Source organism: Roseofilum sp. KMC-1 (genome assembly GCF_057802075.1).
Genome location: NZ_CM173605.1, coordinates 2722035 through 2747145 on the forward strand (window position 1 = coordinate 2722035; position 25111 = coordinate 2747145).

Below are 25111 nucleotides of genomic sequence, written 5' to 3' on the forward strand. Positions count from 1 at the left end.
CATCAGGTACATTTTTCCTACGCCTCTTGGCCATAAGCTTGCCAAGCCAAATCCACCAACCCATTCATAATCGCTGAAGCCACCACCGCGCTGCCCTTACGTCCCTCAATGCGAATATGGGGAACCTGGGAATCATTCAAGCGGCCCTTCGTCACATCCGCTTCCACAAAACCCGCCGGTGCGCCTACAATCAAAGCCGGTTTAATCACCTCCGTTTCCACTAATTCTACTAAAGCAGCCAAAGCCGTTTGAGATTCACCAATCACAAATATCCCTTCTGGGTATCGTCGAGCTAAAGTTTCCACCCCCCAAGCCACTTGGGTTTTTTCCTTTTGGGGACGGGTAAGAGTCTCCATACTGCAATAGACCGGATTAGCAAAGGTCTCCTGAATTAACTTAGCAATACCCACTTGTACCATCGGCACATCAACCATAATCGTTGTGCGGGCGGCTAAAGCGGCTGCACCTGATTGGAGAGATTGATCGGAAAAGCGAATCAGGGACTTGTACTCAAAATCGGCAGTGGAGTAAATCACCCGACGGACAATTTCATATTCTGCTGGTGAGAACCCGTGATAACCAACTTCACGGTCAATGATTCCCAAACTGAGAGCGTCTGTGATGTGCCATTCCATATTTGAGTCGCAAGGCAAGATTTAGGTGGGCTAATTAGCATTCAGAGGAGCCTAACCCCTGAATGCTTACGGTATTAGCTTACCAGTTTGGGCAACTCTGGTTTAGGTTTCTGAAATTTCAGATTGGTTGAATGCGGGAGATAGGTAAGCAACTAAGGCTCCTAGGGCAAATCCAATGATGTTGCGAACCAGGGGTAACCATTCACTGGTACGGGATACAACCGGCCCAATGCCGAAGGCAATGAACAGGATGCCCCACAGGGGAGAAAAGATTAGGGCCCATTGCCAGGCGAAGATTTGACCTCTTTCACGAGGAATGGCGGCAAAGCCGAAGATCACGCCGCCGACGAGGGAGGTGATTAGGGTGAGAATCCATTGTTCTTTGGGCAGTCCAGGAACGACATTGCACCCCCCTTGAATGAGACAGGTTTTAATGGATTCGAGGGATTGAATGATGGATTGGTCGGAGCCGTTTTCGCGGACGAAGAATTGGTTCCCGTAGCGGGTTTGCAGTTCAATCCAGAAGGTGCGGGGCAGGAGACTATAGACATCATCGCCCACGCTGAAGTTAAGGATGTTGCCGCCTCTGGCATCGGCGATGAGGAGGACGCTTTTATCGTTGAGTCCCCAGAAGTCTTTGACGGCACGGCCGGGGGTTTGGTCGAATTGGGTTAAGACTCTGAGTTTCCAGCCGGTTTGTTGTTCAAATTGATTCAGGTCGTCAGCAAGGTTGGCTTCTTGGGTGTCGGTGAGGTTGCGTCCCAGGTCGATGATGGGTGTGGGTGTGTCGGGTAGGAGTTCTGGGTTGTTGTAGGCGTGGGCGGCTGGAGCGATCGCCCAAATCAACAGTGCTAGAATTGCCGCTAAACAGGTTTGCCAATATGTTTTTTTATGTGTTTTTTTCATCCTTAACCCCTCGTGCAATGGTCAGTTGTGGGAATAGCCGATAGTTTTGTGAGATTATCTTAACGAATCTTTACATTTTTGACTAGACTTTCATCTTAGGGAGAAGTGGGGCGATCGTCAATGGGTGGCGATCGGGATCGGTTTTTCTCCCCTGGCAGAGGGATACAGTGCTTTACGCTGTGATGGGGGGATGGGAGGAGAAGCTCTCCACCTTTTTAGCTATCATTAAAAACACTCATTTAATGTTGTGGGCGGGTGGATGGTTGGTGAACCCGCCCCTAAACTGCCAATTTTTAATCGTGCCTTAGAGGGCTGCTTTTAATTCGGTTTTCGCCGTTTCTAAAGCCGTGGATAATTGACTGGGATCGCGTCCTCCCGCTTGGGCTAAATTGGGTCGTCCACCGCCACCACCACCGCAAATTTTGGCAATTTGACCGATAAATTTACCGGCTTGTAGGCCCTTTTGATTGACGGTTTTACTGAAGGCAGCCACTAAGCTGACTTTATCCGTTTCGGGAATAGAACCTAAGACGACAGCGCCTTCACCGAGTTTTTGTAATAACCGTTCGGCGGCGGTTTTGAGGGAGTTGGCATCCACATCGAGCTGGGCGACTAATATCTGAATGTCGCCCACAGATTCAGCTTGGGAGAGTAAGCGATCGGATTTGGCGATCGCCAATTCTGCTAGTACCTGCTCTAACTCCTTCTGTGTCGCCTTTAACTCTGTTTGCAGACTACTCACCCGCTCCACCAACTCCTCCGGTTTGGCTTTGAAGCGATCGCCCAATTCCCGAACTACCGCATCCCGCACTTGCAAATACTCCCGCACCGCAGCCCCGGAAACTGCCTCAATACGGCGCACACCGGCAGAAATGCCGGTTTCTGAGATAATCTTAAACAAGCCAATTTCCGCCGTATTCTGCACATGGGTTCCCCCGCACAATTCCATGGACACTCCTGGATAGTCCACCACGCGCACCGTATCGCCGTATTTCTCCCCAAACATGGCGGTTGCGCCCTTATCTCTCGCTTCATTTAAAGAGATAATTTGCACATCGCAATTGTGGGCTTCACTGATCCAAATATTGACCTGATCCTCAATCTGCTCTAGCTCCTGAGCGGTGAGAGGGCGGGGACAGTTGAAATCAAAGCGCAGACGGTCAAACCCCACCGCAGACCCCGCTTGACCAATATCGGGGTCAACAATTTTCTTCAGGGCAGCTTGTAACAAATGGGTTGCCGTATGGTTAGCTTGGGCCCGTATCCGACAAGCGCGATCGATCTGTGCGGTTACGGAGTCTCCCCGGTTTACTGTACCCCGTTCAATGCGGCCAAAATGGACAAAGAAATCGGATTCTTTTTGAACGTCATCAATACGGATGAGCAGATCTGAACCGGACAAATAGCCGCGATCGCCCACTTGCCCCCCAGATTCTGCGTAAAAGGGAGTACGATCTAACACAACTTGTACCTCCATCCCCGCTTCCGCCACCTCTACCGATTTTCCCTCCACTAAAAGGGCCTGAACTTGCGCCATGCCCGACCGTTCTGTATATCCGGTAAACTGGGTGGGATGGATATGTTCAGCCAATTGATCCAAAGACCCCTGCACCATCAAATCAATGGTTTCATGGGCCCCTTGGGAAGTCTCTATTTGTTGCTGCATGGCTGCTTTAAAGCCTTCTTCATCCACCGTTAACCCTTGTTCTTCGGCGATTTCCATGGTCAATTCTAAGGGAAAACCATAGGTATCATAGAGCTTAAAGGCATCTTCTCCGGCAATTTCCGTTTCAGAAGCTTTTAAGACCTTTTCCACAATCTCTTGCAGCAGCTTCTCACCCCGTTCTAATGTGGTCAAAAAGCGCGATTCTTCCTGCTGTAATTGGGATTTAATCAGGGTTTCCCGCTCTCGCACATTCGGATAAGCGCTTTCAGAAACAGCGATCGCCACTTCGGCCACTTTTTCCGTAAATAATTCCGTAATTCCCAACAACCGGCCATGACGCACCACCCGACGAATTAAGCGGCGCAGAATATAGCCCCGGCCAATATTCGAGGCACTCACCCCATCCGCGATCAGATGCACTACTGCTCGCACATGATCCCCAATTACCTTCAGGGAAACCTTCGTTTTTTCATCACTTTTGTGATAATTAATTCTGGCACAGTTTGCGGCTGCTTCAATAATCGGAAAAATTAAATCCGTCTCATAATTATTGGGCACACCTTGGAGAATTTGTGCCATCCGCTCTAACCCCATTCCGGTGTCAATATTTTGGTTTTGTAGTGGCGTTAAATTCCCTTCAGCATCCCGGTTATATTGCATAAAAACCAGGTTATAGAACTCAATAAACCGGGTATCATCTTCTAAGTCTAGGGTTTCATCCCCTAATTCTGGGTGAAAATCATAGTAAATTTCCGAACAGGGGCCGCAGGGGCCGGTGGGGCCAGATTTCCAGAAGTTATCCTCTTCTCCCATGCGCTGAATGCGATAAGCTGGAATGCCAATGCGATCGCGCCAGATAGCAAAAGCTTCATCATCTTCCTGGAAAACACTGACGACTAAGCGCTCTGGGGGGAGTTTAAAGACTTTTGTGGAGAGTTCCCAAGCATAGGCGATCGCCTTTTCTTTAAAATAATCCCCAAAGCTAAAGTTACCCAGCATCTCAAAAAATGTATGATGTCTGGCAGTGCGCCCCACATTCTCGATATCATTGGTGCGGATACATTTCTGAGAGGTCGTCGCACGGGGAACTTCCGCCACACGCTGACCTAAAAAGATAGGCTTAAATGGTAGCATTCCGGCGATCGTTAATAATACGGTGGGGTCTTCTGGAATTAAAGACGCGCTCGGTAAAATGGTGTGACCCCGTTGCTGATAAAAATCAAGAAAAGTTTGCCGAATTTCAGCACCGCTCAGGGAGGGAAAAGATGAAGCCATAGCAGTTTCCAAGTTATAATACATCTTTATTTTAAGAGAAAGCTGGAAGGTTTCCCCTCCGATCGGGTAACGCTGCACAGTGGGAGCGTCTCGCTTGCTAAAGAAACCCACTCACTAGAGAAACCAGCGAGCAAGATGCTCGCACTCCTGTATTGCACTATTTTAATGCGGTCATGGGACTACAATTTAGAAAGAGAAAGCGAGCAAGATGCTCGCACTCCTCTAATAACCCCCAACCCAGACCCATTTTTAATTTTTAATTGTTGATTGATATAACTGGCGATCGCCATACAACAGCTCTGGATACTTTTCTCCCAACTCAGACAACACCTTAAAATGCACCTCTTCCCCAACACCCAAAGAAACCCGAACCCTGGTTAACAGCTCCAAAGACTCCTGAGAACTGGTCATCTTTCTCTCCAACATTTCCCACAAAATGCCTTTATAAACTTGCACCTTAGAACTCTGACTAAATCCCGGTAATACCTTAGCTAAAACATACACTTCTTCTGCTTTTAAATCTTCTAAAGAACCTCCTTCTAGAAACTCGGTAAAATCGAACTCTAATTTACTTAATTGGCGACGCAAACTACTCGCTACACTCTCCTTATGATAGAGACTTAAGGAACGATTCCATGTGCGATACAACCATGCAGCACTTAAAAGCGGAACCAGAGCTTGAAGACCCCATTCGACACATTCTGGTAATAACTCTAAAGTAGAATGAGTTCCCACAGAAAATAGAAAATTAAAGGTAACAAAAGTAGAAAAGGAAAATAGATGATGGCGGACTTTTTCGGCTGAAAAATCTTGATGATGGTGGAGATAATAGGCTTTATAAGATTTTTCTAGACGGCATAATATTTTATAGCTCCCTAAACTGAATGCTGCAAAGGTCAGGGGAACGGCAATCAGTCTCGGAATGGGAATTGACCTATTGAATCCGTAAAAACCAGGGGTAAATAATCTTTGTACTTGTTCAGTATCATGAGTCCAAACTCCAGAATAAAAGTAGTCTAAATCTCCAGCATAGAAAATGTAATACAAGTAAAAGGCAACGACTAATCCCACATAGCCATAGTGGAAAAACTTGCGCTCTGATTCCTGTAAAGAGTTCCAGTAACTGCGTTCTGAATCAATATCAAAACAGGCAGATTGACAGGCAACACAAGCACTTTTTTCTTTCCCCGTTTCATCCATTGTCCGACACATGGATTGGGTGATTTTAGATGTAGTTTTCTCATGGGCTGGACTGCCCCATAATGCCCTGGGCCCGGTGTAAAAGACTTCTATGGGGCCCATGGGGCAAATGTATTGACACCAGGTTTTACCCGCGAATAAGTAGCCAACAATGAGACTCGATAGAATGGTTGCACTCAGAAAAGCAGCTAACAGCAAACGATGGGAGTCTAAAAATAACATTCTTAGGCATAAGCCGACAAAGAGAAATCCAAATTGAAACAGGATATAATGGCGACCGAGCCAGGAGTTGGGGTCAATTTTAACTCCTTCTAAACGGATTTTACCTGTGAGAGGATTGGTGATTTGTTTTTGTCGTTGAATTCCCCATAAACGGGGGAGTTGGGAAAAGAAGGAGAGGGGGCAAATTCTGCGCCAACTTTCATGACCGAAGAAAAAAACCATACAGATGACTGCACCGATAATGACCCCCCAAAAGAGTCTTGTGGCGATCGCATAGGGACGCTGTACTAAACATTGTCCTTGCACTGTCACCACTTCATAACACTCTTTGGGGTCAAAGACTCTCGGATCGAGACGCAGTAAGCTCCAGTGGGTGTCTGGATGGGTTAACAGGGGTGAAATGGGGTCATAGAGCAAAGATGCTATGAGCAGCAACCAGGCGATCGCCAGCAGCGATCGCACCCTTATCATCTGTTTCTCAGGAACCTTCTCTAACATCGTCAGTACCTCCTTGAACTTGCTTCCATCCTAGGAAATACCACCAGAGAATCGCCTGACTCTAAACACCCAAACCTAGCTCACACCAGCACTAACCCTCCCTTCACAAAAAGACTAAAGCGGTCTAGTCCCAAAGAACTAGGCGATCGGTAGTAGAGTTATAATAACAACGAACTCATGACGTAATTCTACTTCTTTAGGTTGTATATTCATATGCCTAATCAACTCAGACAACAAGCCTTAAACTTTCTACGCATTGCCCTCAATAACCCTGTAGCAGAATTTAGAGAGGGACAATGGGAAGCCATTGAAACCCTAGTCGAAAATCAAGCTCGTCTGCTCGTAGTACAACGCACCGGTTGGGGCAAAAGTCTAGTCTATTTTCTCGCAACTCGACTTCTACGCGATCGAGGAAATGGCCCCACCCTCCTCATTTCTCCCCTACTTGCCCTCATGCGAAATCAAATCGCCGCCGCCTCCAAAATTAACATCAAAGCTGCTACCATTAACTCCACCAACCCAGAAGAATGGGAATCAGTAACAACTGAATTACTCACAGGAAAAATTGATATCTTACTCATCTCTCCCGAACGACTCGCCAACCAAGCATTTCGAGAAACCATCCTCTTACCTATCTCTCAAAAAATTGGCTTATTTGTTGTCGATGAAGCCCACTGTATTTCCGACTGGGGACATGATTTTCGCCCAGATTATCGGCGCATTGTCCGTATTTTGCAAGCCCTACCTCCCAACATTCCCGCCCTCGCCACTACCGCCACAGCCAACAACCGCGTAGTTAACGATATTAAACATCAATTAGGGAGAAATTTACAACTATCCAGAGGAACCCTCACCCGCAAAAGTTTAAAACTACAAAACATTTATCTTCCCAGTCAAGCCGCGAGAATGGCATGGTTAGCCCAATATCTTCCTCACTTACCCGGAAGCGGCATTATTTATGCATTAACCGTTAGAGATGCCGATCGCGTCGCTGAATGGTTAACAACCCAAAACATTCACGCTGAACCCTATCATGCTGAGTTAACTAATCAACAACGGGAAAATTTAGAAGATCGACTTCTCAACAACCAAATTAAAGCCTTAGTCGCCACCACCGCTTTAGGCATGGGTTTTGATAAACCCGATTTAGGATTTGTCATTCATTACCAGCGTCCCGGTTCAGTCGTCCATTACTATCAACAAGTCGGACGAGCTGGAAGAGCCGTAGAGCAAGCCTATGGCATTCTCTTAAGTGGTGAAAAAGATGACGAAATCACCGACTATTTTATTAATACCGCTTTTCCTCCAGAAGCCCATAACCAACAAGTTTTGAACGTCCTTAATCAAGCAGAAAATGGTTTATCTATACCTGACATAGAGAAAAAGTTAAACCTTTCTTACGGACAAATTGACAAAGTATTAAAACTCCTCTCTTTAGAATCCCCTGCACCAGTCACTAAACGCGGTTCCCAGTGGTATGCTACCCCCACAGCAGTGAACTATAAACCTAACACAGAAAAAATTGCCCAACTAACCCAAATTCGCCGCGCTGAACAAGCTCAAATGCAAGATTACATGAATAGTCAACAATGCCTGATGGTATTTCTCGCTCAAGCATTAGATGATTTTCATACAACGCCCTGCGGTCAATGTGCTGCCTGCTTAGGTCAAGCCTTAATCCCCACAACTTACCCCAGAGAATTACTCAATCAAGCGTTGCACTTTTTGCGCCGTAACCATTTTGTAATTGAACCGCGAAAACAATGGAAAGCTCAAGCTTTATCAAGCTATAATTTTTCGGGTAACATTCAAAAAACCTTAATGCCAGAACCGGGAAGAGCCTTATCTCTTTGGGAAGATACAGTATGGGGAGAACTCGTCAGAAAAGGTAAGTATCAAGATCGGCATTTTGATGATAGCTTAGTGCAGGGTGCATTAGAGATGATTCAACGCTGGCGACCCCAACCTTTTCCCACTTGGGTAACTTGTGTTCCTTCTTTAAAGCGTCCAGAACTGGTTCCCAACTTTGCCCAAAGATTGGCTCACCAGCTCAATTTACCCTTTGTACCCGTGGTGCGGAAAGTGCGACAGAACAAAGAACAAAAAGAGATGAATAACAGTTATCAACAAGCGCATAACTTAGATGGTGTATTTATAATCGACAGTTGGACAGGAATTAGGGGGCCAGTATTCCTTGTTGATGATATTGTAGATTCTCGTTGGACATTTACTGTAATTTCGGCGCTCTTAAAACGTGCTGGAAGTGGTGCGGTTTTTCCCCTAGCTTTAGCCTTAAATTCTTTTTAGAGAGCTGAAAATAATTACAATACTTCTCACTGCAATGAGCTACAGTAGGGTAAGATCCCCCCTACCCCCCTTAAAAAGGGGGGAATAAAATAGTCACTAACCCCCTCTTTAAAAAATGGAATAAAAAGTCCCCCTTTTTAAGGGGGATTTAGGGGGATCAAAACGTACGCAACAAAAACAAAAAAGCTGTATGGAAAATCATTTACTTTCGTTAGATACTCAAGCAATTTTACTGCTCTGTGCCAGTTTTGGTGAAGATCGACTTTCTTTTCCTCAGCCGTTAAAGTTGAGTGAATACAATACTTTAGTCGGGTGGCTTAAGGAAAATAAAATGCGTCCTGGCGATTTGCTCGATTCAAGGGGTAAAGAAAAGCTCCAAAACGCAGCTATTTACAACCTGGATAATTCTCGCATTGATGCTTTACTAAAACGAGGGTTTATGCTGAGTTTATCTGTAGAAAAATGGACTCAACAGGGCTTATGGATAGTGGGACGGGGCGATCCTAACTATCCTCAGCGTTTTAAGGAGAGATTAAAACAAAAGTCTCCCCCCATTTTGTATGGAGTGGGACAACCGGATTTATTGGAAAAAGGAGGTCTGGCAATTGTCGGATCTCGTAATGTTAGTCAAGAAGAAATTAATTATACTCATCAAATAACCAAGATCTGCGCTCACCAAAATATTCAAGTGATTTCTGGTGGAGCGCGGGGGATCGATCAAGCCTCAATGTTGGGAGCTTTACAAGAATCAGGAACTGTCCTTGGCGTTTTGGCCGATAGTTTAATTAAGACGGCTCTGAATAAAAAATATCGTAGTTCTATTGCTGAAGGAAGATTAACCTTAATTTCTCCTTACGATCCCGATGCTGGCTTTCATGTGGGTAATGCGATGGGTCGAAATAAATATATTTATAGTTTAGCGGATTATGCGTTGGTGGTTACTTCTGATTATGAGAAAGGAGGAACTTGGGCGGGAGCAAAAGAAGCGCTAGAAAAAATCAAAGATGTCCCAGTTTTTGTCAAAGTTGAGAATTTTATCCCCGAAGGCAATCAACAGTTAATGCATCAAGGGGCTAAATCTTTTCCAGCCCTTTCTTCTTCTGCTTTGAGTCAATCCTTAAAGGAAGAATTAGAACGGCTTAATTTAGAAACGACTACTGAGAAATTGACGCTCGTGAGTCATCCCATAGAAGAGGATGAAAATAAACAGAAAGAAAGCGCTCCACATCCAGGTGAATTGACGAATGATGTCACTAAAGATGGCGTGAGCAAGCCTCAAGATATTTATGAGGCGGTTTTACCCTTCATTCTCGAAGCCCTAAATCAACCTCTCGATCTCAAGTCTCTGGTTGAATGTTTGCAGGTGAGACCAGGACAACTCCAAGATTGGCTGAAGAGAGCGGAGGAGGAGGGGAAGGTGAAAAAAACCAAGAAACCGGTGCGGTATGTGGCTAATATTGACGAGAATATACTGAATCTATAGCTATTTGTAGGGGCGAGCGGCCGTTTTCGGCTGTCGCCGACATGAAACGCTTCGCGACATGAACGCCCCTACAATGATGTCTCATTGCTATTCCAATTCAATTGGGTATACAAATTTTCCTTTCTATTCCTGCCCACCCTACCCTATTTCCTTGTCTATTTCTTAAAAAAATCCTGATTTTTTAGCCTATTCCCCCATTATATGATACTCCTGATAGAAAGCATTTTTCTTAACGAATGCTTAAAACAAGATTAAATCTAAAGAGGCTGAAAATGTGTTTAGCAGTACCCGGAAAAATTATTAGCATCGCTGGTGACGATCCCCTGACAAAAATGGGTCGGGTGAGCTTTGGCGGTGCGATTAAAGAAGTCAGTTTAGCCTATGTGCCCGAAGCCCAGATCGATGACTATGTATTGGTTCACGTCGGTTTCGCCCTATCAATTGTCGATCAAAGTGAAGCCCAAAAAACCTTAGCCGATTTACAACAAATTAATACATTCAGTTAAATAAGATTAAGAACCTAGTCCAAACTCTATAAAGGTATTAGATGATCGAAGAAGAATTGACTGGACTAGGAACCCAACGAATCACCCAAAAATAATCCCTGCACGATCCTAGAGTTAGCCCAATTGAATCTCTCAGGGGAGTGGCAGTTTTCACCCCCATAAATGAAGTCGAGAAAAACAATAGGATGGTTGTTTTAACTCTCGAATTAAGACCCCCAACCTAGGGAAAAAGGTCAGCAGCCCTGAGCTGTATCCATTCATCTTCAATCGTAGACCGAAAGGACTCGAAACTTATGAACACCAAAAACTATGCAACACTAGACGGCAACGAGGCAGTGGCCCGTGTTGCTTACAAACTCAGCGAAGTCATTGCCATTTACCCCATTACCCCTTCATCTCCCATGGGAGAATGGGCCGATGCCTGGATGTCAGAGGGCCGGCCCAACCTATGGGGAACCGTACCCTCAGTAGTCGAAATGCAAAGTGAAGGGGGAGCAGCAGGGGCAGTCCATGGATCGCTACAGGGGGGGTCTTTAACCACCACCTTTACGGCATCTCAGGGGCTGCTACTGATGATTCCCAACCTCTACAAAATCGCTGGGGAACTGACGGCGGCAGTTTTGCATGTGGCGGCTCGCTCAATTGCCGCTCAAGCCCTATCCATTTTCGGCGATCATTCTGATGTAATGGCTGTCCGCGCTACAGGTTGCGCCTTGCTCTGCTCCGCATCGGTGCAAGAGAGCCATGACTTAGCCCTCATTGCCCAAACCGCATCTTTGAAGTCCAGAGTGCCCTTTATCCACTTCTTCGACGGGTTCCGGACTTCCCACGAAGTGCAAAAGATCGAACTGCTCGAAGAGAGTGTTCTCCGGGCGATGATTGACGATCAGACGGTTTTTGACCACCGATTGCGCGGCCTCACCCCGGATCGCCCCGTTCTGCGCGGAACGGCCCAAAACCCGGATGTTTACTTCCAAGCCAGAGAAAGCGTCAACCCCTTCTATGATATCTGCGCTGATGAAATCCAGAAAGCCATGGATCAGTTCGCCGAACTGACGGGACGCAGATATCAACCCTACGAATACCATGGCGCACCCGATGCCGATCGCGTCGTCATTCTCATGGGTTCCGGCTGTGAAGCAGCCCATGAAACCATCGATTATCTGATGGCTCAAGGGGAAAAAGTGGGCGTGCTAAAAGTTCGCATGTATCGCCCCTGGGATGGCAGCAAGTTAATTAACGCTCTTCCGGAAACCGTCAAGGCGATCGCCGTTTTAGACCGCACCAAAGAACCCGGCGCATCCGGCGAACCCCTCTATCTAGATGTAGTCACCGCTTTCTACGAAACCGGTCGCCCCGCTCCTAAAATTGTGGGCGGACGCTATGGCTTATCCTCCAAAGAATTTAACCCCGCCATGGTGAAAAGCGTCCTAGATAACCTCAACCAAGAGTCGCCCAAAAATCACTTCACTATTGGTATTAACGACGACATCAGCCACACCTCCCTCGCCTATGATGAGAACCTCTCCATCGAACCCGATAGCGTCGTGCGGGCCATGTTCTATGGCTTAGGTTCCGATGGTACAGTGGGAGCCAACAAGAACTCCATTAAAATTATCGGCGACGATACCGACAACTACGCCCAAGGTTATTTTGTTTACGACTCCAAGAAATCCGGCGCGGTTACCGTCTCTCACCTACGGTTTGGCCCCGATCCCATTCGCAGCACCTATCTGATCACCCAAGCTAACTTTGTGGGTTGCCATCAATGGACATTCCTAGAAAAACTCCAAGTTTTAGGATCAGCAGCACCCGGCGCAGTCTTCCTGCTCAATAGTCCCTACGGCCCTGAAGAAGTCTGGGATCAACTGCCCTTGGAAATCCAAGAAGTGATTGTGCGCCAAGGTCTCAAATTCTACGTCATCGATGCCAACCAGGTAGCACGGGATACCGGTATGGGGAATCGGATCAACACGATTATGCAGACCTGTTTCTTCGCCTTAGCGGGCATTTTACCCAGGGATGAGGCGATCGCCCAAATTAAGAAGGCGATCGAAAAAACCTATGGCAAGAAAGGAGCCGAAATTGTCAAATTAAATATCAAAGCCGTCGATCAAACCCTAGATAACCTCTATGAAGTCAACGTCGGCCAAGCCAATAGCACCCTGCATATTTTGCCCTCCGTTGGCGCTGCGGCTCCCGAATTCGTGCGGGAAGTCGAAGGCATAATGCTTGCCCGACAAGGGGATAGCCTACCCGTGAGCAAACTCCCCTGTGATGGAACCTATCCCACCGGAACCTCGAAATGGGAAAAACGGAATGTGGCCCAAGAAATTCCCGTTTGGGACCCCGATGTATGCGTGCAATGTGGTAAATGTATTGCCGTTTGTCCCCATGCCACCATTCGCGGTAAAGCCTACGATCCCAGTGCGTTAGCCAATGCCCCAGAAAGCTTCAAGTCCATCGATGTCAAAGATAAGGCTTTTTCGGGACAAAAATTTACCATTCAAATCGCTCCAGAAGACTGCACCGGATGCGGCGTTTGTGTGGATGTCTGCCCCGCTAAAAATAAATCCATGCCGTCCAAACGGGCGATTAACATGGAGCCGCAGATCCCCTTGCGGGAACAAGAGCGCCAAAATTGGGAGTTCTTCCTCGGTTTACCCAATCCTAATCGCGCGGCTCTGAATTTAGAGCGTATTCGTCAACAGCAATGGCAAGAACCCCTATTTGAGTTCTCTGGAGCTTGCGCCGGTTGTGGAGAAACGCCCTATATTAAACTAGCGACTCAGTTATTCGGCGATCGCATGGTCATCGCCAATGCCACCGGTTGCTCCTCCATCTATGGCGGTAACTTACCCACCACACCCTACACCGTCAACAGTGAAGGTCGGGGGCCAGCCTGGTCAAATAGCCTGTTTGAAGATAACGCCGAATTTGGCTTAGGCTTCCAGTTAGCCATTTCCAAACATCAAAAATTTGCCTGCGAATTGGTGCAAAAACTAGCCGGAACCCTAGGGGATAACTTGGTCAGCCAAATCCTCAATAATTCTCAAGGGACAGAAGCCGATATCTATGAGCAACGGCAATATGTGGCTCAAGTCAAAGAAATCCTCGCCGGGAATAGCGACCCAGACGCACAGCAACTGCTCAGTTTAGCCGATTATTTAGTGAAAAAATCCATCTGGATCTTTGGCGGTGATGGCTGGGCCTATGATATCGGCTACGGGGGTTTAGACCATGTGCTGGCATCCGGACGCAATGTTAATGTGCTGGTCATGGACACCGAAGTATACTCCAATACCGGCGGTCAATCCTCCAAAGCCACCCCCAGAGGAGCCGTCGCTAAATTCGCAGCCGGTGGTAAGCCTGCTCCCAAGAAAGACTTAGGTCTGATTGCCATGACCTACGGCAATATCTACGTCGGTTCTGTAGCTCTAGGGGCGCGGGATGAACATACCCTGAAAGTCTTCCTAGAAGCCGAAGCCTATGACGGCCCCTCCCTGATTATTGCCTACTCCCACTGTATCGCCCATGGTATTAATATGACTACTGCCATGAGCCATCAAAAGGCAATTGTAGAAAGCGGGCGCTGGTTGCTCTACCGGTACGATCCCAGACGCACAGAAGCCGGTGAAAATCCGTTACAGTTGGATTCAAAATCGCCCAAGAAAGGCGTTAAAGACTCCATGTATGCTGAAAACCGCTTCAAGATGTTGACCAAAACCAAACCGGAAGACGCAAAACGCCTCTTGCAAGAAGCTCAACAGGATATCGATACCCGGTGGCAAATGTATCAATATCTCGCCGAACGGAGTACGAAGCCGGAAGAATAACTCCCCTTGGAGTAGGAAATGGGGAGATAGGGAGAGATTACCCATTCCCCATTCCCCCACTCCCCCATTCCCCCATTCCCCACCCATTACCCATTACCCAACCAACGTAATACCATGGATTTAACTACTACTTATTTAGGTCTGAATTTGCGATCGCCCATTGTTCCCAGTGCAGCCCTACCCCTCTCAGAAGATATCGACACCATTAAACGCCTTGAAGATGCCGGTGCTGCTGCTGTTGTTCTCCATTCCCTCTTTGAAGAACAACTCTTGCGGGAAAAATTTGAACTCCATCATCACCTGGAATATGGTACAGAAAGCTTCGCCGAAGCCCTGTCCTATTTCCCAGAACCCGATGAATTTCATGTTGGGCCAGAATTGTACTTAAAGCACATTCGCCAAGCCAAAGCCGCCGTCGGTATTCCCATTATTGCCAGTCTCAATGGCTTTTCCTCCGGGGGTTGGGTGGAATATGCCCAACTGATGCAAGAAGCAGGAGCAGATGCGATCGAGTTAAACATCTATTATGTGCCTACGGACTTCAATATGACCGGCGCACAGGTAGAGCAAAACTACATTGATACTCTCAGTGAAGTCAAAAAAGAAGTTACCATCCCCGTTGCCCTCAAACTGAGTCCCTTTTTCAGCAACATGGCTAACATGGCTAAACGGTTGAGTGAAACGGGAGCCGATGGGTTAGTGCTGTTTAACCGCTTCCTGCAACCGGATATTAACCCCGAAGATTTAGAAATAGAAGTCGGTTCTGTCCTCAGCAGTACCCATGACTTGCGCTTACCCATGCGTTGGATCGCCATTCTCTATGGTCGCATTGATCACTGCGATCTCGCGGCCACCAGTGGCGTACAACGGGGTCATGATGTGATTAAACTCCTCATGGCTGGGGCATCGGTAACCCAGGTTTGCTCGGCTCTGCTGCGTCATGGCATTCATCATATCCAAGTGATGGAAGAAGAAATTAACCATTGGATGGAAGAACATGGCTATGAATCCGTGAAGCAAATGCAAGGTTCTATGTCTCAACTCCATTGTGAGGATGAGTCCGCCTACGAACGGGCCCAATATATGCGGGCGATTACTTCGTATAATCCGACTCATAGTTTAGTCTAGTTCACTAGCCCATTTTTGGGGAATGAGGAATAGGTAATAGGGTATTTCCCCCATTCCCCGATTCCCCCATTCCCCTATCCCCCCATCTCCCCATCCCTCACCTACAGAAAAGCTGATGGAGGATCTGTTGATGTTGCCGGGTTTGAGTCATGATCGCTTCAATTTGTGCAGGGAGGAGCGGTTGAGGATGATGATAAAAATTTGTCCAAGCTTGGCTGATTTCCTTGGGGTTTTGGGGGAGCTGATCGAGTTCCCAACCGGGAAGATGAAGCTGTGCCATTAGTTGGCTGACTTTGGGATCGTAACTGAGAGCAAAACAGGGACAGCCGACAGCAGCAGCCATGATTAAACCATGGAGTCGCATGGCGATCGCCATTTGCACGTTCTGAAAAATACTTTTATACTGCTCCGGCCGATCGCCGATCCAAATTTGGCTCACCTTCGGCATCGCTTGATACAGTTTTTGGGCCATTTCTAAATCTGTTTTGGGCTGAAAAGGCAAGAATAACAGATAACTTTGGGTTTGCTCCTGTAGCTCCATTAGCGCTTGTGTCAAGGTTTGCAGGCGATCGCCCGTCAGTTGGGGATGGGGCCGTAAAACCACGGCAATAGTACAACCGGGTAAGGGATCTAAATCAGCAACGGGAGCGGGTTCTAAGGCCCAAACGGGATCGGGGGCGAGGGTAAAGGGAATGTTCCAATCCGTTAACAGTTGAGCAGACTGGCGATCGCGCACACTCACTGCCGTACATCCACGGAATAAGGATTGGGCCAGTTGGCGGGTTATAGCAGCCTTTAAGGGGCCGATTCCTTGTCCCCAAGCGAGGGTAATTTTCCCCATCCGTTGCGCTAGGGCCATGAGGGCGAAATAATAAAGGGGCGATCGCCAACTGGTGACATCTTGAATTAAACTACCTCCTCCCCAGATAAACCCATCCGCAGCAGCTACAGTACGCCACAGATCGGGTATAGAGGTGCGATCGCAGGTTTCCACTCCATACTCTTGCTGGGTTTGTTCCTCATTAGCTGAGATGACCACAGGAGTCACATTTTTTGGCAACATCTGCAAGAGTGTCACCAACAGGGCCTCATCTCCGGCATTGCCCTGGCCATAATACCCGCATAAAACCACACGCATGTCAATTAAAAGTTAAAAATGGACATCCGATCCCCTATTCCCCAGCATGAGGGGTTGCAAGCAACTCCCATAACCCGACTGTGCCAACAAAAAAGATATAAATGCAGGTTTTCAGGGGATTTTGCTGACGAGAGGGAGCCAAACAAGCGGCGGAGATCGCCTCTAGGATATGGATACTCACCGCAATGCGCTCTAGTATAATTAACCCAGTAACCCCGATCGGCAGAGAGGGAGAAATAAACGGATAAAGTAGATTATAGGATTCTAAGGCGATCGCCCCACTCATCAGCAAGGTTGATGCCGTTTTAATTCCTCCGATCGCACGCTCAGGCAATATAGGTGATTTCATGATCGCAACTTATGCAGCATCAATCATTAAATCATGAATAATGGCTTTACCACCCGATCCCCCTATTCCCCCATTGGAGTACCCTTGAATGCCAATTCGAGTGATTATTGTTGAAGATTCCCCCATTGCGCTGACGATCCTGAAGCGGATGCTCAATTCTTCTCCAGATATTGAGGTGGTGGGGACAGCACGCACTGGAAAAGAGGCGATCGGCTTGATTGCCCAAGTTAACCCCCAAGTCATTTGTACGGACTTACACATGCCAGAAATGGATGGGTTAGCCTTAACTCAGGAAATTATGTCCACTCGACCGAAACCGATTTTAGTGATTAGTTCTTCGGTGCGGGAACAGGACACCCATCAAGTCTTCCAACTGTTGGAAGCAGGAGCGGTGGATGTCTTTCCTAAACCGGAAGGGGGACTAGGAGTAGATAGCGATCGCATTCAACAGGCTTTAATCAATAAGGTTAAGGTGTTAGCTGGGGTGTCTGTGTTTACCAACCGCAAGCGCTCTCGAACATCAATTACTCCTGCTGCATCCGCGAGTAAACCGACCTCTAGGGTTCTCTCTACACCTCCTTTCCTGTCTTCTGCTCAATCCTTAGCCTTTAGAAGCACCCATTTGGGTCTGATTGCCCTAGGAGCCTCCACCGGTGGCCCGCAAGTGCTACAGACGATTTTAAGCCAATTTCCTGCCCATCTACCGGTTCCGGTGATTTGCGTGCAACATATCAGTGAAGGGTTTTTACAGGGGTTTATCGATTGGTTATCAACCCATTGCTCTCTTCCCATTAGTATTGCCCTAGCAGGCGATCGCCCCCAACCCGGTCATATCTATTTTCCCCCTGAGCTATCCCATCTTATCCTGGATCATCAAGGCTGTTTTGCCTACAGTCGCACCCTCGGATTTGGGGGTCATTGTCCCTCCATTACGGTGACCTTTAATTCTGTGGCTCAATATTATAAGAGCCGCAGTATTGGCGTGTTGCTCACGGGAATGGGCCGGGATGGAGCGGATGGTTTGTTGTCTATTTTTCAGGCTGGAGGCTTCACTTTAGCCCAAAATGAGGCGAGTTGTGTGGTCTTTGGAATGCCGAAAGAGGCGATCGCTCTGGGTGCAGTCCGCCAGATTTTACCCCCAGAAGCCATGGCCACCAGCATTTTGAGGAAATTAGGTCATGGGTAAGAAAAAAAAATTCCTCCAACCCTAGCCAATTTTGTAAATATTTGTTAAGATAGTTATCATAAAGAAACCCAGGAGTTAACAAAATGCCATATACCACAGAAGAAGGCGGCCGTCTCAACAATTTCGCGAAAGAGCCGAAAGTATATCAAGCAGAACCTCCAAACCAAGGTCAAAAAACCCAATATGCCATTATGGGGGGTGTCGCCGCAGTATTCGTGGGTCTTCTCGTATTTATTTCCTTTGCTGTTAGCTAGTGTGCAGCAAGCGTCAAGTTTGGTAGTAGTGATTCTCTCTCCTCTCTCCCCTCTAGATAGTATTCTAGAGGGGTTATTCTTGTTCCTATTTTCTCGTCGATTGCAGATACGCCCCCAAACCCATGACTCCAGCGATTCTGATTCAAAATCTCAAAAAACGATATGGCAACATTGATGCAGTTAAAGATGTATCCCTAGAGGTTCGACCAGGAGAAATTTTTGGTTTGCTAGGGCCCAATGGAGCCGGAAAAACGACGACGCTGCGTTGTTTATGCACCCTCAGCACTCCGGACAGTGGCAAACTGGAGGTAGCCGGGATTTCTGTGGTTGAATATCCGAAAGCGACTCGTCAATTGTTAGGCTATGTGGCTCAGGAAGTGGCCCTAGATAAAGTGTTAACGGGTCGGGAATTACTGGAACTCCAAGCCGCTCTGTATCATATTCCTCGCCCTGAAATTGGCGATCGCATCCAAGAGATGATTAATCGCTTGGGTATCCAAGAGTTTGCCGATCAGAAAACGGGAACCTATTCTGGCGGAATTCGCAAACGCCTAGATTTGGCCGCTGGACTGTTGCATCAACCCAAGGTTCTGGTGTTAGATGAACCTACCGTCGGCTTAGATATTGAAAGTCGGGTGGTGGTGTGGGACTTCCTGCGAGAGTTGCGCCAGTCAGGAACCACAGTTCTAATCACCAGCCACTATTTAGAAGAAGTCGATGTTTTAGCCGATCGCGTCGCCATCATTGACCAAGGTCAAGTGATTGCCTGCGGAACCCCTTCAGACCTAAAAACCCAAGTCGGAGGCGATCGCATTACCCTAAGAATTCGGGAATTTTGCCCCCCCGATGAAGCCGAACAAGCTAAAAGCCTACTCCAAGGCTTACCCAGGGTTCAAGAAGTCATTATCAATAGCGCTCAGGGCAATTCCTTAAACCTAGTCGTCAACAGCGATCCAACAGCCCCCCAATCGACCCTATTAATTGAAGTACAACAGTCCTTGAATCAAGCCGGATTACCCCTGTTTAGTATTGCCCAATCTCGACCAAGTTTAGATGATGTTTACCTGGCAGCAACTGGACGCACCCTGATGGATGCCGAACTCGCCGCCGCAGGTATGCGGGATTTGAAGAAAGAAAAAAAACAAAATATGCGTTAATCTCAAAATGCCCTCTCCCTATATCCCTCTCCCACTCCGAGAGGGACTTCTACTCCCCTTCTCCCGTGGGAGAAAGGGTTGGGGGATGAGGGCAAAAAATGTTATAAAACCATTTAACCCAGATAAACCGATGACTGTTACCTCCCCTCAATCCCATCTTGACCTAGATATCAGCACCCTAAAACAACGTTCCCAATTCTCCTTTGGGGAACTGGTGCAAGAAACCCTAGCTCTGACGAAGCGCCTGTTTATTCAACTCCAACGCCGTCCTGCAACCCTGATTGCTGGGGTGATTCAGCCCCTGATGTGGTTAATCCTGTTTGGGGCCCTGTTTCAAAATGCCCCAGAAGGATTTTTAGGCGATCGCCTCAACTATGGGCAATTCCTAGGAGCTGGGGTAATCGTCTTTACTGCCTTTTCCGGGGCCCTCAATGCCGGACTCCCCATCATGTTTGACCGAGAATTTGGCTTTCTCAACCGGCTATTGGTTGCTCCCTTAAGCTCTCGCTACTCCATTGTCCTCGCCAGTGCCATCTATATCGTTACCCTAGCCCTAATCCAAACAGCCGCCATCATGATCGCCGGGATCTTTTTAGGCGCAGGATTCCCCACCCTCTCTGGACTAGCTCTGATTACCCTGATTGTTCTCCTGTTAGTCTTAGGTGTAACCGGAGTCAGCTTAGGCTTAAGCTTTGCCCTTCCCGGCCATATTGAACTGATTGCCGTGATTTTTGTCGTTAACCTGCCCCTACTATTTGCGAGTAGCGCCCTAGCCCCCCTCTCCTTTATGCCCCGGTGGTTACAAATCATCTCTAGCCTTAATCCCCTCAGTTATGCTATTGAGCCAATTCGCTATCTCTATATTCATTCTGATTGGGGATTCGGTAATATAGTAATGGCTGCTCCCTGGGGTAATCTTTCCCTCGGAGGGTGTTTACTGGTGCTATCGATCGTCGATGCGATCGCCCTCCTCGGAATCCAACCCCTACTGCGTCGTCGTTTATCCTAGTTCTCGATTTTCCGGAGGTTCCATGTCCATCAAACCCTTCAAGTACACCCTGTTTACCCTCCTCGCTGGCCTAAGTCTGGGCCTGGGGACTCAAGCCAGTTTTGCCCAAAACACCATCGATCCCCTCGGAGATGTCCAAACTCAGGATGGCGGTTCCGGCCTCTTTTCCAACCAGGGCAGCAATAATCCCTTTTTTGACTTGATCCACAACGTGCAACGGGGTAACCCGATGCAAGACTCCCAACAGTTCAGCATCGACCAACAAGAAAATCTCAATGATGCTGCCGCTAAATTTCGTCAGCAGCAACTCGAACGGCTCAACAACCGTCCTGAGTCTACTCAACCCCCTGAAGAAACTAACCCATAATTTCTATACTTCTGTTTAAGAAGTGGGATATTGTTTTCTAGGTGCGCTACCCTAAGCTAACGCACCTTTATTTTTCCTAAGCTTAAGTTTCTAATTGTGACTGAAGTCTTGCCAATGATCAAACTCTGCTCTAGTCTCAAGTAGGTCTGAGCATTAGCAAATGAGGCTCCCTTGATTAGTGATGATCAACTAACCCTCCTCACCCAGACCCCTTTAATCTGATTGAGATTGAGAAAATTATGCAAAGTAAAGAACCAGAAAAAACCCCTACTCCAGCCCCAACTCCAACTCCAGAGCCAGTATCGGCCCCTGTACCGACTCCGAAAGCTGAGTTAGTCGAGTCTCCTGCGACTTCTCCCGTTATGGCTTCTTCCTCTGGACAAGATACGGTTAGCCAAATGCTGACCATCCTCTCTCGGTTAACGGACTATATCGGTGAATTCTTTGTTACCTATCAAAAACCCTTAGTTAACGTAGCTTTGGTGATCACCGCTTTGGTTGCGGTTTATCTCACCTTAGCGGTATTGGATGCGGTCAATCATATCCCTCTTCTGGGCTTTGTTCTCGCACCCCTCTTTGAACTGGTGGGAATTTCCTATACGGTTTGGTTTGTATGGCGCTATATGCTTAAAGCCTCTACTCGCCAAGAACTCTACAAGACGATTTCTGGGTTAACCTCTCAAGTTATGGGGGGGCAAAAAGCCGATTCATAAGTCCGGGTTGCGATCGGAGATTTGGCGATCGGGTGGTGTCAACCACCCGATATTTTTTAGGCGGATACAGCGACTATGGGCGAAAAGTTGGGTATGACTGGCGGGCAAGATGCCCGCACTCCTGGAATCACTTACAGCAGTTTTCGCTGCTATGCGGTACATTTCGATCCCCCTAAATCCCCCTTAAAAAGGGGGACTTTTACTGCCCCCCTTTTTAAGGGGGGGTTGGGGGGATCTTTTCCGACTGTACCTCATTACCGCGCGAAGCGCTGTAAGATTACTGGAGTGGGACTATCTCGCTCCCTAAATTTTTAGGCTCAAATTACCCGGTCATTCCCTCCATCAACGGGGACTTGTGCCGCCGTGGTTTTTGCAAATAAAGGGCCGCACATTTCAGCAGCGAGTTCAGCGACAGAATGGCTATCAACTTCAACTTTTAACACATTGTTGGTTTTGTATTCTTCCACCGTTAACCCATAATGGGCAGCACGGGAATTGAGGACTTCTTCTGTCCATAAACCGGTGTCGAATACGGCATTGGGATGGAGGGTGTTAAGGCGAATGTTATCTTTGCCCCATTCTAGGGCAGCGACGCGCATCAGTTGATTAAGAGCGGCTTTAGAAGCAGAATAGGCAGCCGCTCCAGGGCCGGGGGCGGGGACATTTTTGGAGCCAATGACCACGACTCGACCCCCTTGGGGGGCGAGTTTGAGCAGGGGATAGGCTTGGCGCAGGAGGGCAAGGTTGGCATCTAAATTAACGGACATGACTTTGCGCCATTCGCTACTACTGAGGTCGGCAATGGGGCAGCCTCCGGGAAAAATTCCCGCATTGAGAATGAGCATATCTAAGCCACCAAACCGTTGTACGGCTTGTTCTAGGGCAGCATCAAGGGCGGTTTCGTTGGTGACATCGCCCGTGATGCCACAGAAGTCGGCACGGTGATAGAGGTCTTCAATTTTAGGATCAATATCTAAGCCAATAACGGCTGCTCCTCGCTTTAAGAGGGAGTCTACGCAGGCTTTGCCAATGCCGGAGGCTGCGCCGGTGACGAGGGCTATTTCGCCAGCGAATAGGGGAGGTTTGCCGCCTTGGCGGAGCTTGGCTTGTTCTAAGTCCCAATATTCGACGGCGAAGATGTCTTTGGCACAGAGGGCTTGATAGCCGCCCAGTTGGGTGCTGGCGCTAATAATATCGATGGTATGGTCGTAAATGTCGGCAACGATATCGGCTTGTTTGGCGGTTTTGCCGACGGTACACATGCCGAGTTCTGGGTCAAGAATGACTCTGGGGATGGGGTCGAGGATGGTTAGATCTGGGGTGGCGTGGGTGTGGAAGTAGGTTTGATAGGCTTGGACGTAGCTTTGAATGTCTCGCCCGATGAGGGGAAGGCGTTTGGTGCGGATGACGTGATCTGGGGTGGCGGGGCCTTGTTGGGAAATTTGTTGAATATCTTTTCTTTGGGAAAAGCTGAGGGTTTTGGGGTTGCGGTGGGTGCTGAGGATGATGGGAAATTGGGCGGTTTTGGAGAGGGTATGGCGCAGTTGGGCGAGGGTTTGACTCAGGGGAGGGGGTTGGGAGATGGGATGTTGGGGGATGGAAAAAATAGCCCCTTGTTTTTGCAGATAGGTTTCGGCTTGACTGACTAGCTCAATCATGCGTTCGTAGGATTCTTGGGCGGTGTCTGCGAAGGAAAAAATACCATGATTCATCAGTACCATGCCTAGGGTCTGTTCCCCTGCTTCTAGGGCAAATTGGCTGGCGCAGACTCTGGCTAGGTCGAATCCGGGCATGACGTAGGGGATGAGGATCAGGCGATCGCCGTAAATCTCTTTTATCCGCTCTCTGCCATTGGCTGTATTGGTTACAGCAATGATGGCATCGGCATGGGTATGATCCACATATTTGTAGGGCAAAATGGCGTGCAAAATGGTCTCAACAGACGGCGCAGGGGCGCTGGCACGGGTCATCTGGGTTTTGAGTTCATTGACCATTTGTGGGTCGGATAATTGCTTGAGTTGTGCCAATTTAAGCAAGTGGGGAATCCGTACCGGAGCGAATCCTTCGGCTTCAATGGTGGCGAGATCCCATCCGCTCCCTTTGACATAGAGAATATCTTCTTCTTCTCCGAAGAGGTTCTTTTCTTTGACTTTGACGGAGGTATTCCCCCCTCCATGGAGGACGAGGGAGGGGTCTTTTCCTAAGAGGCGTGAAGTATAAACTCTTTGTTCTAAATCCGTTTTATATTGGGCGGCTTCGCTTGGATGCCATAAGTTTTTAACCATGATTTTAAAATTTAATACTTAATAATGGATCAATTGGTGAATTGCCAAGATCTTGCCCTCATCCCCCAACCCCTTCTCCCACGGGAGAAGGGGAGCATTAGTCCCTCTCCCATGGGAGAGGGATATAGGGAGAGGGCTACTCGCTGAGGATTTGGGGAACTTTAAAAAAGTCGCCATCGCGATCGGGGGCATTCTCTAAAAGGGCTTCGCGAAATTCATCGGGGGTGAGTAAATCTTCGCGAGTGATGTTGCTTAATTCGATCGCCCTTGTGGTGGGGGGAACCCCTTCAGTATCCAATTCGTTGAGCTGTTCCACATATTCGAGAATCTGGCTTAATTCCCCACTTAATTGGGCTTCCTCTTCCGGAGTCAGGGCTAAACGGGCGAGATGGGCAACTTTATGAACTTGTTCTTGGTCGAGCATAGGGGTTGTGTCAGACTACAGCAGTAAAATAAACTTAGAAAAAGACTTCGCCTTGCGATCGCCCGGTATTTTTCAACCAGTTTTGGGCTTCAATATAGTTATTGGGAGCCATTTTAATTGCCCGATTCCAATAATCAGCAGCGATATCAAACAATTCTTCAGCCGTTTCATTATCACCTGATGCTTTGGTCTGCTCGCCCTTATAGTGATAGATAACGGCAATATTATTTAAGGCTTGGGGCATCTTATCATTCAACTCCAAGGCTTGCTCATAATAGTCGATCGCCTTGTCATGCTCTCCATTACTGGCATGAATTAAGCCCACATTATACAAAATATAGCTGCGATCGTTAGGATCTTCCTCTAATTCCAAAGCTTCATAATAATTATCTAAAGCTTCCGCATACTCACCATCAGCCTGAGCCGACATCCCATCCCGATAATAGGCGAAGGCAGTTTTCGACTTATGGCTGGTGGGCAGAATCTTCAGAATAATATCTGCCATTACCGTAAAGCTCTTATCAATAAAGTTATCGTTGCGCTGAGTTCTGGGCATAACCGTTTAGA

21 protein-coding genes are annotated in these 25111 nt (G+C 47.7%); 11 read left to right on the forward strand and 10 right to left on the reverse strand.

Annotation, left to right across the window (positions count from 1 at the left end; all coding sequences use genetic code 11):
• Positions 1-17: 17 nt before the first annotated feature.
• The 4 genes from AC3FZD_RS12820 to AC3FZD_RS12835 all read right to left on the reverse strand — a co-directional run bounded on the left by AC3FZD_RS12820 (position 18) and on the right by AC3FZD_RS12835 (position 6402).
• Positions 18-635 (reverse strand): precorrin-8X methylmutase, encoded by a 618-nt coding sequence (locus tag AC3FZD_RS12820; protein WP_488736403.1) that lies wholly within the window; start codon positions 633-635, stop codon positions 18-20.
• A gap of 102 nt (positions 636-737) precedes the next feature.
• Positions 738-1541 (reverse strand): TPM domain-containing protein, encoded by an 804-nt coding sequence (locus tag AC3FZD_RS12825; RefSeq protein WP_488736404.1) that lies wholly within the window; start codon positions 1539-1541, stop codon positions 738-740.
• Positions 1542-1845: 304 nt separating this feature from the next.
• Positions 1846-4482, reverse strand: a complete 2637-nt coding sequence (alaS, locus tag AC3FZD_RS12830; protein WP_488736405.1) for an alanine--tRNA ligase — start codon at positions 4480-4482, stop codon at positions 1846-1848.
• A gap of 249 nt (positions 4483-4731) precedes the next feature.
• A complete protein-coding gene (locus tag AC3FZD_RS12835) occupies positions 4732-6402 on the reverse strand; it encodes a 4Fe-4S binding protein (protein ID WP_488736406.1) in 1671 nt (556 codons plus the stop codon).
• Positions 6403-6615: 213 nt separating this feature from the next.
• On the opposite strand from AC3FZD_RS12835, the gene AC3FZD_RS12840 reads away from it, so the two are divergent.
• From AC3FZD_RS12840 to AC3FZD_RS12860, 5 genes are all read left to right on the forward strand, one after another.
• Entirely contained in the window at positions 6616-8709 is a 2094-nt protein-coding gene (locus AC3FZD_RS12840; RefSeq protein WP_488736407.1) for a RecQ family ATP-dependent DNA helicase, read from the forward strand.
• Positions 8710-8899: 190 nt separating this feature from the next.
• Complete coding sequence (locus tag AC3FZD_RS12845) at positions 8900-10192, forward strand: DNA-processing protein DprA (protein ID WP_488736408.1); 1293 nt, start codon at positions 8900-8902, stop codon at positions 10190-10192.
• Positions 10193-10464: 272 nt separating this feature from the next.
• Entirely contained in the window at positions 10465-10698 is a 234-nt protein-coding gene (locus AC3FZD_RS12850) for a HypC/HybG/HupF family hydrogenase formation chaperone (protein WP_488736409.1), read from the forward strand.
• Between the two features lie 293 nt (positions 10699-10991).
• Complete coding sequence (gene nifJ, locus AC3FZD_RS12855) at positions 10992-14534, forward strand: pyruvate:ferredoxin (flavodoxin) oxidoreductase (protein WP_488736410.1); 3543 nt, start codon at positions 10992-10994, stop codon at positions 14532-14534.
• 114 nt (positions 14535-14648) lie between these two features.
• Complete coding sequence (locus tag AC3FZD_RS12860; RefSeq protein ID WP_488736411.1) at positions 14649-15662, forward strand: dihydroorotate dehydrogenase-like protein; 1014 nt, start codon at positions 14649-14651, stop codon at positions 15660-15662.
• 97 nt (positions 15663-15759) lie between these two features.
• Here the strand turns inward: AC3FZD_RS12860 and csaB are convergent, their stop codons facing one another.
• On the reverse strand, positions 15760-16800 hold the full coding sequence (gene csaB / locus AC3FZD_RS12865) for a polysaccharide pyruvyl transferase CsaB (RefSeq protein WP_488736412.1): 1041 nt from the start codon (positions 16798-16800) through the stop codon (positions 15760-15762).
• Between the two features lie 34 nt (positions 16801-16834).
• Positions 16835-17149 carry a hypothetical protein gene (locus AC3FZD_RS12870; RefSeq protein WP_488736413.1) on the reverse strand — a complete coding sequence of 105 codons (315 nt, stop codon included), beginning with the start codon at positions 17147-17149 and terminating at the stop codon, positions 16835-16837.
• An 88-nt stretch (positions 17150-17237) separates the two neighbouring features.
• Between AC3FZD_RS12870 and cheB the strand changes: the two genes are divergently transcribed.
• The 6 genes from cheB (at position 17238) to AC3FZD_RS12900 (ending at position 21835) form a co-directional block, all read left to right on the forward strand.
• Positions 17238-18335, forward strand: a complete 1098-nt coding sequence (gene cheB, locus AC3FZD_RS12875; protein WP_488736414.1) for a chemotaxis-specific protein-glutamate methyltransferase CheB — start codon at positions 17238-17240, stop codon at positions 18333-18335.
• Between the two features lie 83 nt (positions 18336-18418).
• On the forward strand, positions 18419-18589 hold the full coding sequence (gene psb34 / locus AC3FZD_RS12880; RefSeq protein ID WP_488736415.1) for a photosystem II assembly protein Psb34: 171 nt from the start codon (positions 18419-18421) through the stop codon (positions 18587-18589).
• A gap of 122 nt (positions 18590-18711) precedes the next feature.
• Positions 18712-19746, forward strand: a complete 1035-nt coding sequence (locus tag AC3FZD_RS12885; protein WP_488736416.1) for an ABC transporter ATP-binding protein — start codon at positions 18712-18714, stop codon at positions 19744-19746.
• Between the two features lie 130 nt (positions 19747-19876).
• A complete protein-coding gene (locus tag AC3FZD_RS12890) occupies positions 19877-20755 on the forward strand; it encodes an ABC transporter permease (RefSeq protein WP_488736417.1) in 879 nt (292 codons plus the stop codon).
• Positions 20756-20777: 22 nt separating this feature from the next.
• Positions 20778-21122 (forward strand): hypothetical protein, encoded by a 345-nt coding sequence (locus AC3FZD_RS12895; RefSeq protein ID WP_488736418.1) that lies wholly within the window; start codon positions 20778-20780, stop codon positions 21120-21122.
• Between the two features lie 239 nt (positions 21123-21361).
• The gene (locus AC3FZD_RS12900) at positions 21362-21835 is read left to right on the forward strand and encodes a CAAD domain-containing protein (protein WP_488736419.1); all 474 of its coding nucleotides are present in this window, start codon (positions 21362-21364) and stop codon (positions 21833-21835) included.
• Here the strand turns inward: AC3FZD_RS12900 and AC3FZD_RS12905 are convergent.
• The 4 genes from AC3FZD_RS12905 to AC3FZD_RS12920 form a co-directional block, all read right to left on the reverse strand.
• A complete protein-coding gene (locus tag AC3FZD_RS12905; RefSeq protein ID WP_488736420.1) occupies positions 21830-21997 on the reverse strand; it encodes a hypothetical protein in 168 nt (55 codons plus the stop codon). The two genes, AC3FZD_RS12900 and AC3FZD_RS12905, sit on opposite strands and share 6 nt — an antisense overlap.
• A 155-nt stretch (positions 21998-22152) precedes the next feature.
• Positions 22153-24120: a bifunctional aldolase/short-chain dehydrogenase gene (locus AC3FZD_RS12910; RefSeq protein WP_488736421.1), complete on the reverse strand. Its 1968-nt coding sequence runs from the start codon at positions 24118-24120 to the stop codon at positions 22153-22155.
• Between the two features lie 136 nt (positions 24121-24256).
• Entirely contained in the window at positions 24257-24544 is a 288-nt protein-coding gene (gatC, locus tag AC3FZD_RS12915; RefSeq protein WP_488736422.1) for an Asp-tRNA(Asn)/Glu-tRNA(Gln) amidotransferase subunit GatC, read from the reverse strand.
• Positions 24545-24578: 34 nt separating this feature from the next.
• Complete coding sequence (locus AC3FZD_RS12920) at positions 24579-25100, reverse strand: photosystem I assembly protein Ycf3 (RefSeq protein ID WP_488736423.1); 522 nt, start codon at positions 25098-25100, stop codon at positions 24579-24581.
• Positions 25101-25111 lie beyond the last annotated feature (11 nt).

Coding starts and splice junctions, on each gene's coding strand:
- AC3FZD_RS12835 (WP_488736406.1), bottom strand. CDS start 6,402: ATGTTAGAGAAGGTTCCTGAGAAACAGATGATAAGGGTGCGATCGCTG.
- AC3FZD_RS12840 (WP_488736407.1), top strand. CDS start 6,616: ATGCCTAATCAACTCAGACAACAAGCCTTAAACTTTCTACGCATTGCC.
- AC3FZD_RS12890 (WP_488736417.1), top strand. CDS start 19,877: ATGACTGTTACCTCCCCTCAATCCCATCTTGACCTAGATATCAGCACC.
- cheB (WP_488736414.1), top strand. CDS start 17,238: ATGCCAATTCGAGTGATTATTGTTGAAGATTCCCCCATTGCGCTGACG.
- csaB (WP_488736412.1), bottom strand. CDS start 16,800: ATGCGTGTGGTTTTATGCGGGTATTATGGCCAGGGCAATGCCGGAGAT.
- AC3FZD_RS12820 (WP_488736403.1), bottom strand. CDS start 635: ATGGAATGGCACATCACAGACGCTCTCAGTTTGGGAATCATTGACCGT.
- AC3FZD_RS12910 (WP_488736421.1), bottom strand. CDS start 24,120: ATGGTTAAAAACTTATGGCATCCAAGCGAAGCCGCCCAATATAAAACG.
- psb34 (WP_488736415.1), top strand. CDS start 18,419: ATGCCATATACCACAGAAGAAGGCGGCCGTCTCAACAATTTCGCGAAA.
- AC3FZD_RS12860 (WP_488736411.1), top strand. CDS start 14,649: ATGGATTTAACTACTACTTATTTAGGTCTGAATTTGCGATCGCCCATT.
- AC3FZD_RS12825 (WP_488736404.1), bottom strand. CDS start 1,541: ATGAAAAAAACACATAAAAAAACATATTGGCAAACCTGTTTAGCGGCA.
- AC3FZD_RS12850 (WP_488736409.1), top strand. CDS start 10,465: ATGTGTTTAGCAGTACCCGGAAAAATTATTAGCATCGCTGGTGACGAT.
- AC3FZD_RS12895 (WP_488736418.1), top strand. CDS start 20,778: ATGTCCATCAAACCCTTCAAGTACACCCTGTTTACCCTCCTCGCTGGC.
- nifJ (WP_488736410.1), top strand. CDS start 10,992: ATGAACACCAAAAACTATGCAACACTAGACGGCAACGAGGCAGTGGCC.
- alaS (WP_488736405.1), bottom strand. CDS start 4,482: ATGGCTTCATCTTTTCCCTCCCTGAGCGGTGCTGAAATTCGGCAAACT.
- AC3FZD_RS12885 (WP_488736416.1), top strand. CDS start 18,712: ATGACTCCAGCGATTCTGATTCAAAATCTCAAAAAACGATATGGCAAC.
- AC3FZD_RS12900 (WP_488736419.1), top strand. CDS start 21,362: ATGCAAAGTAAAGAACCAGAAAAAACCCCTACTCCAGCCCCAACTCCA.
- AC3FZD_RS12905 (WP_488736420.1), bottom strand. CDS start 21,997: ATGTACCGCATAGCAGCGAAAACTGCTGTAAGTGATTCCAGGAGTGCG.
- AC3FZD_RS12870 (WP_488736413.1), bottom strand. CDS start 17,149: ATGAAATCACCTATATTGCCTGAGCGTGCGATCGGAGGAATTAAAACG.
- AC3FZD_RS12920 (WP_488736423.1), bottom strand. CDS start 25,100: ATGCCCAGAACTCAGCGCAACGATAACTTTATTGATAAGAGCTTTACG.
- gatC (WP_488736422.1), bottom strand. CDS start 24,544: ATGCTCGACCAAGAACAAGTTCATAAAGTTGCCCATCTCGCCCGTTTA.
- AC3FZD_RS12845 (WP_488736408.1), top strand. CDS start 8,900: ATGGAAAATCATTTACTTTCGTTAGATACTCAAGCAATTTTACTGCTC.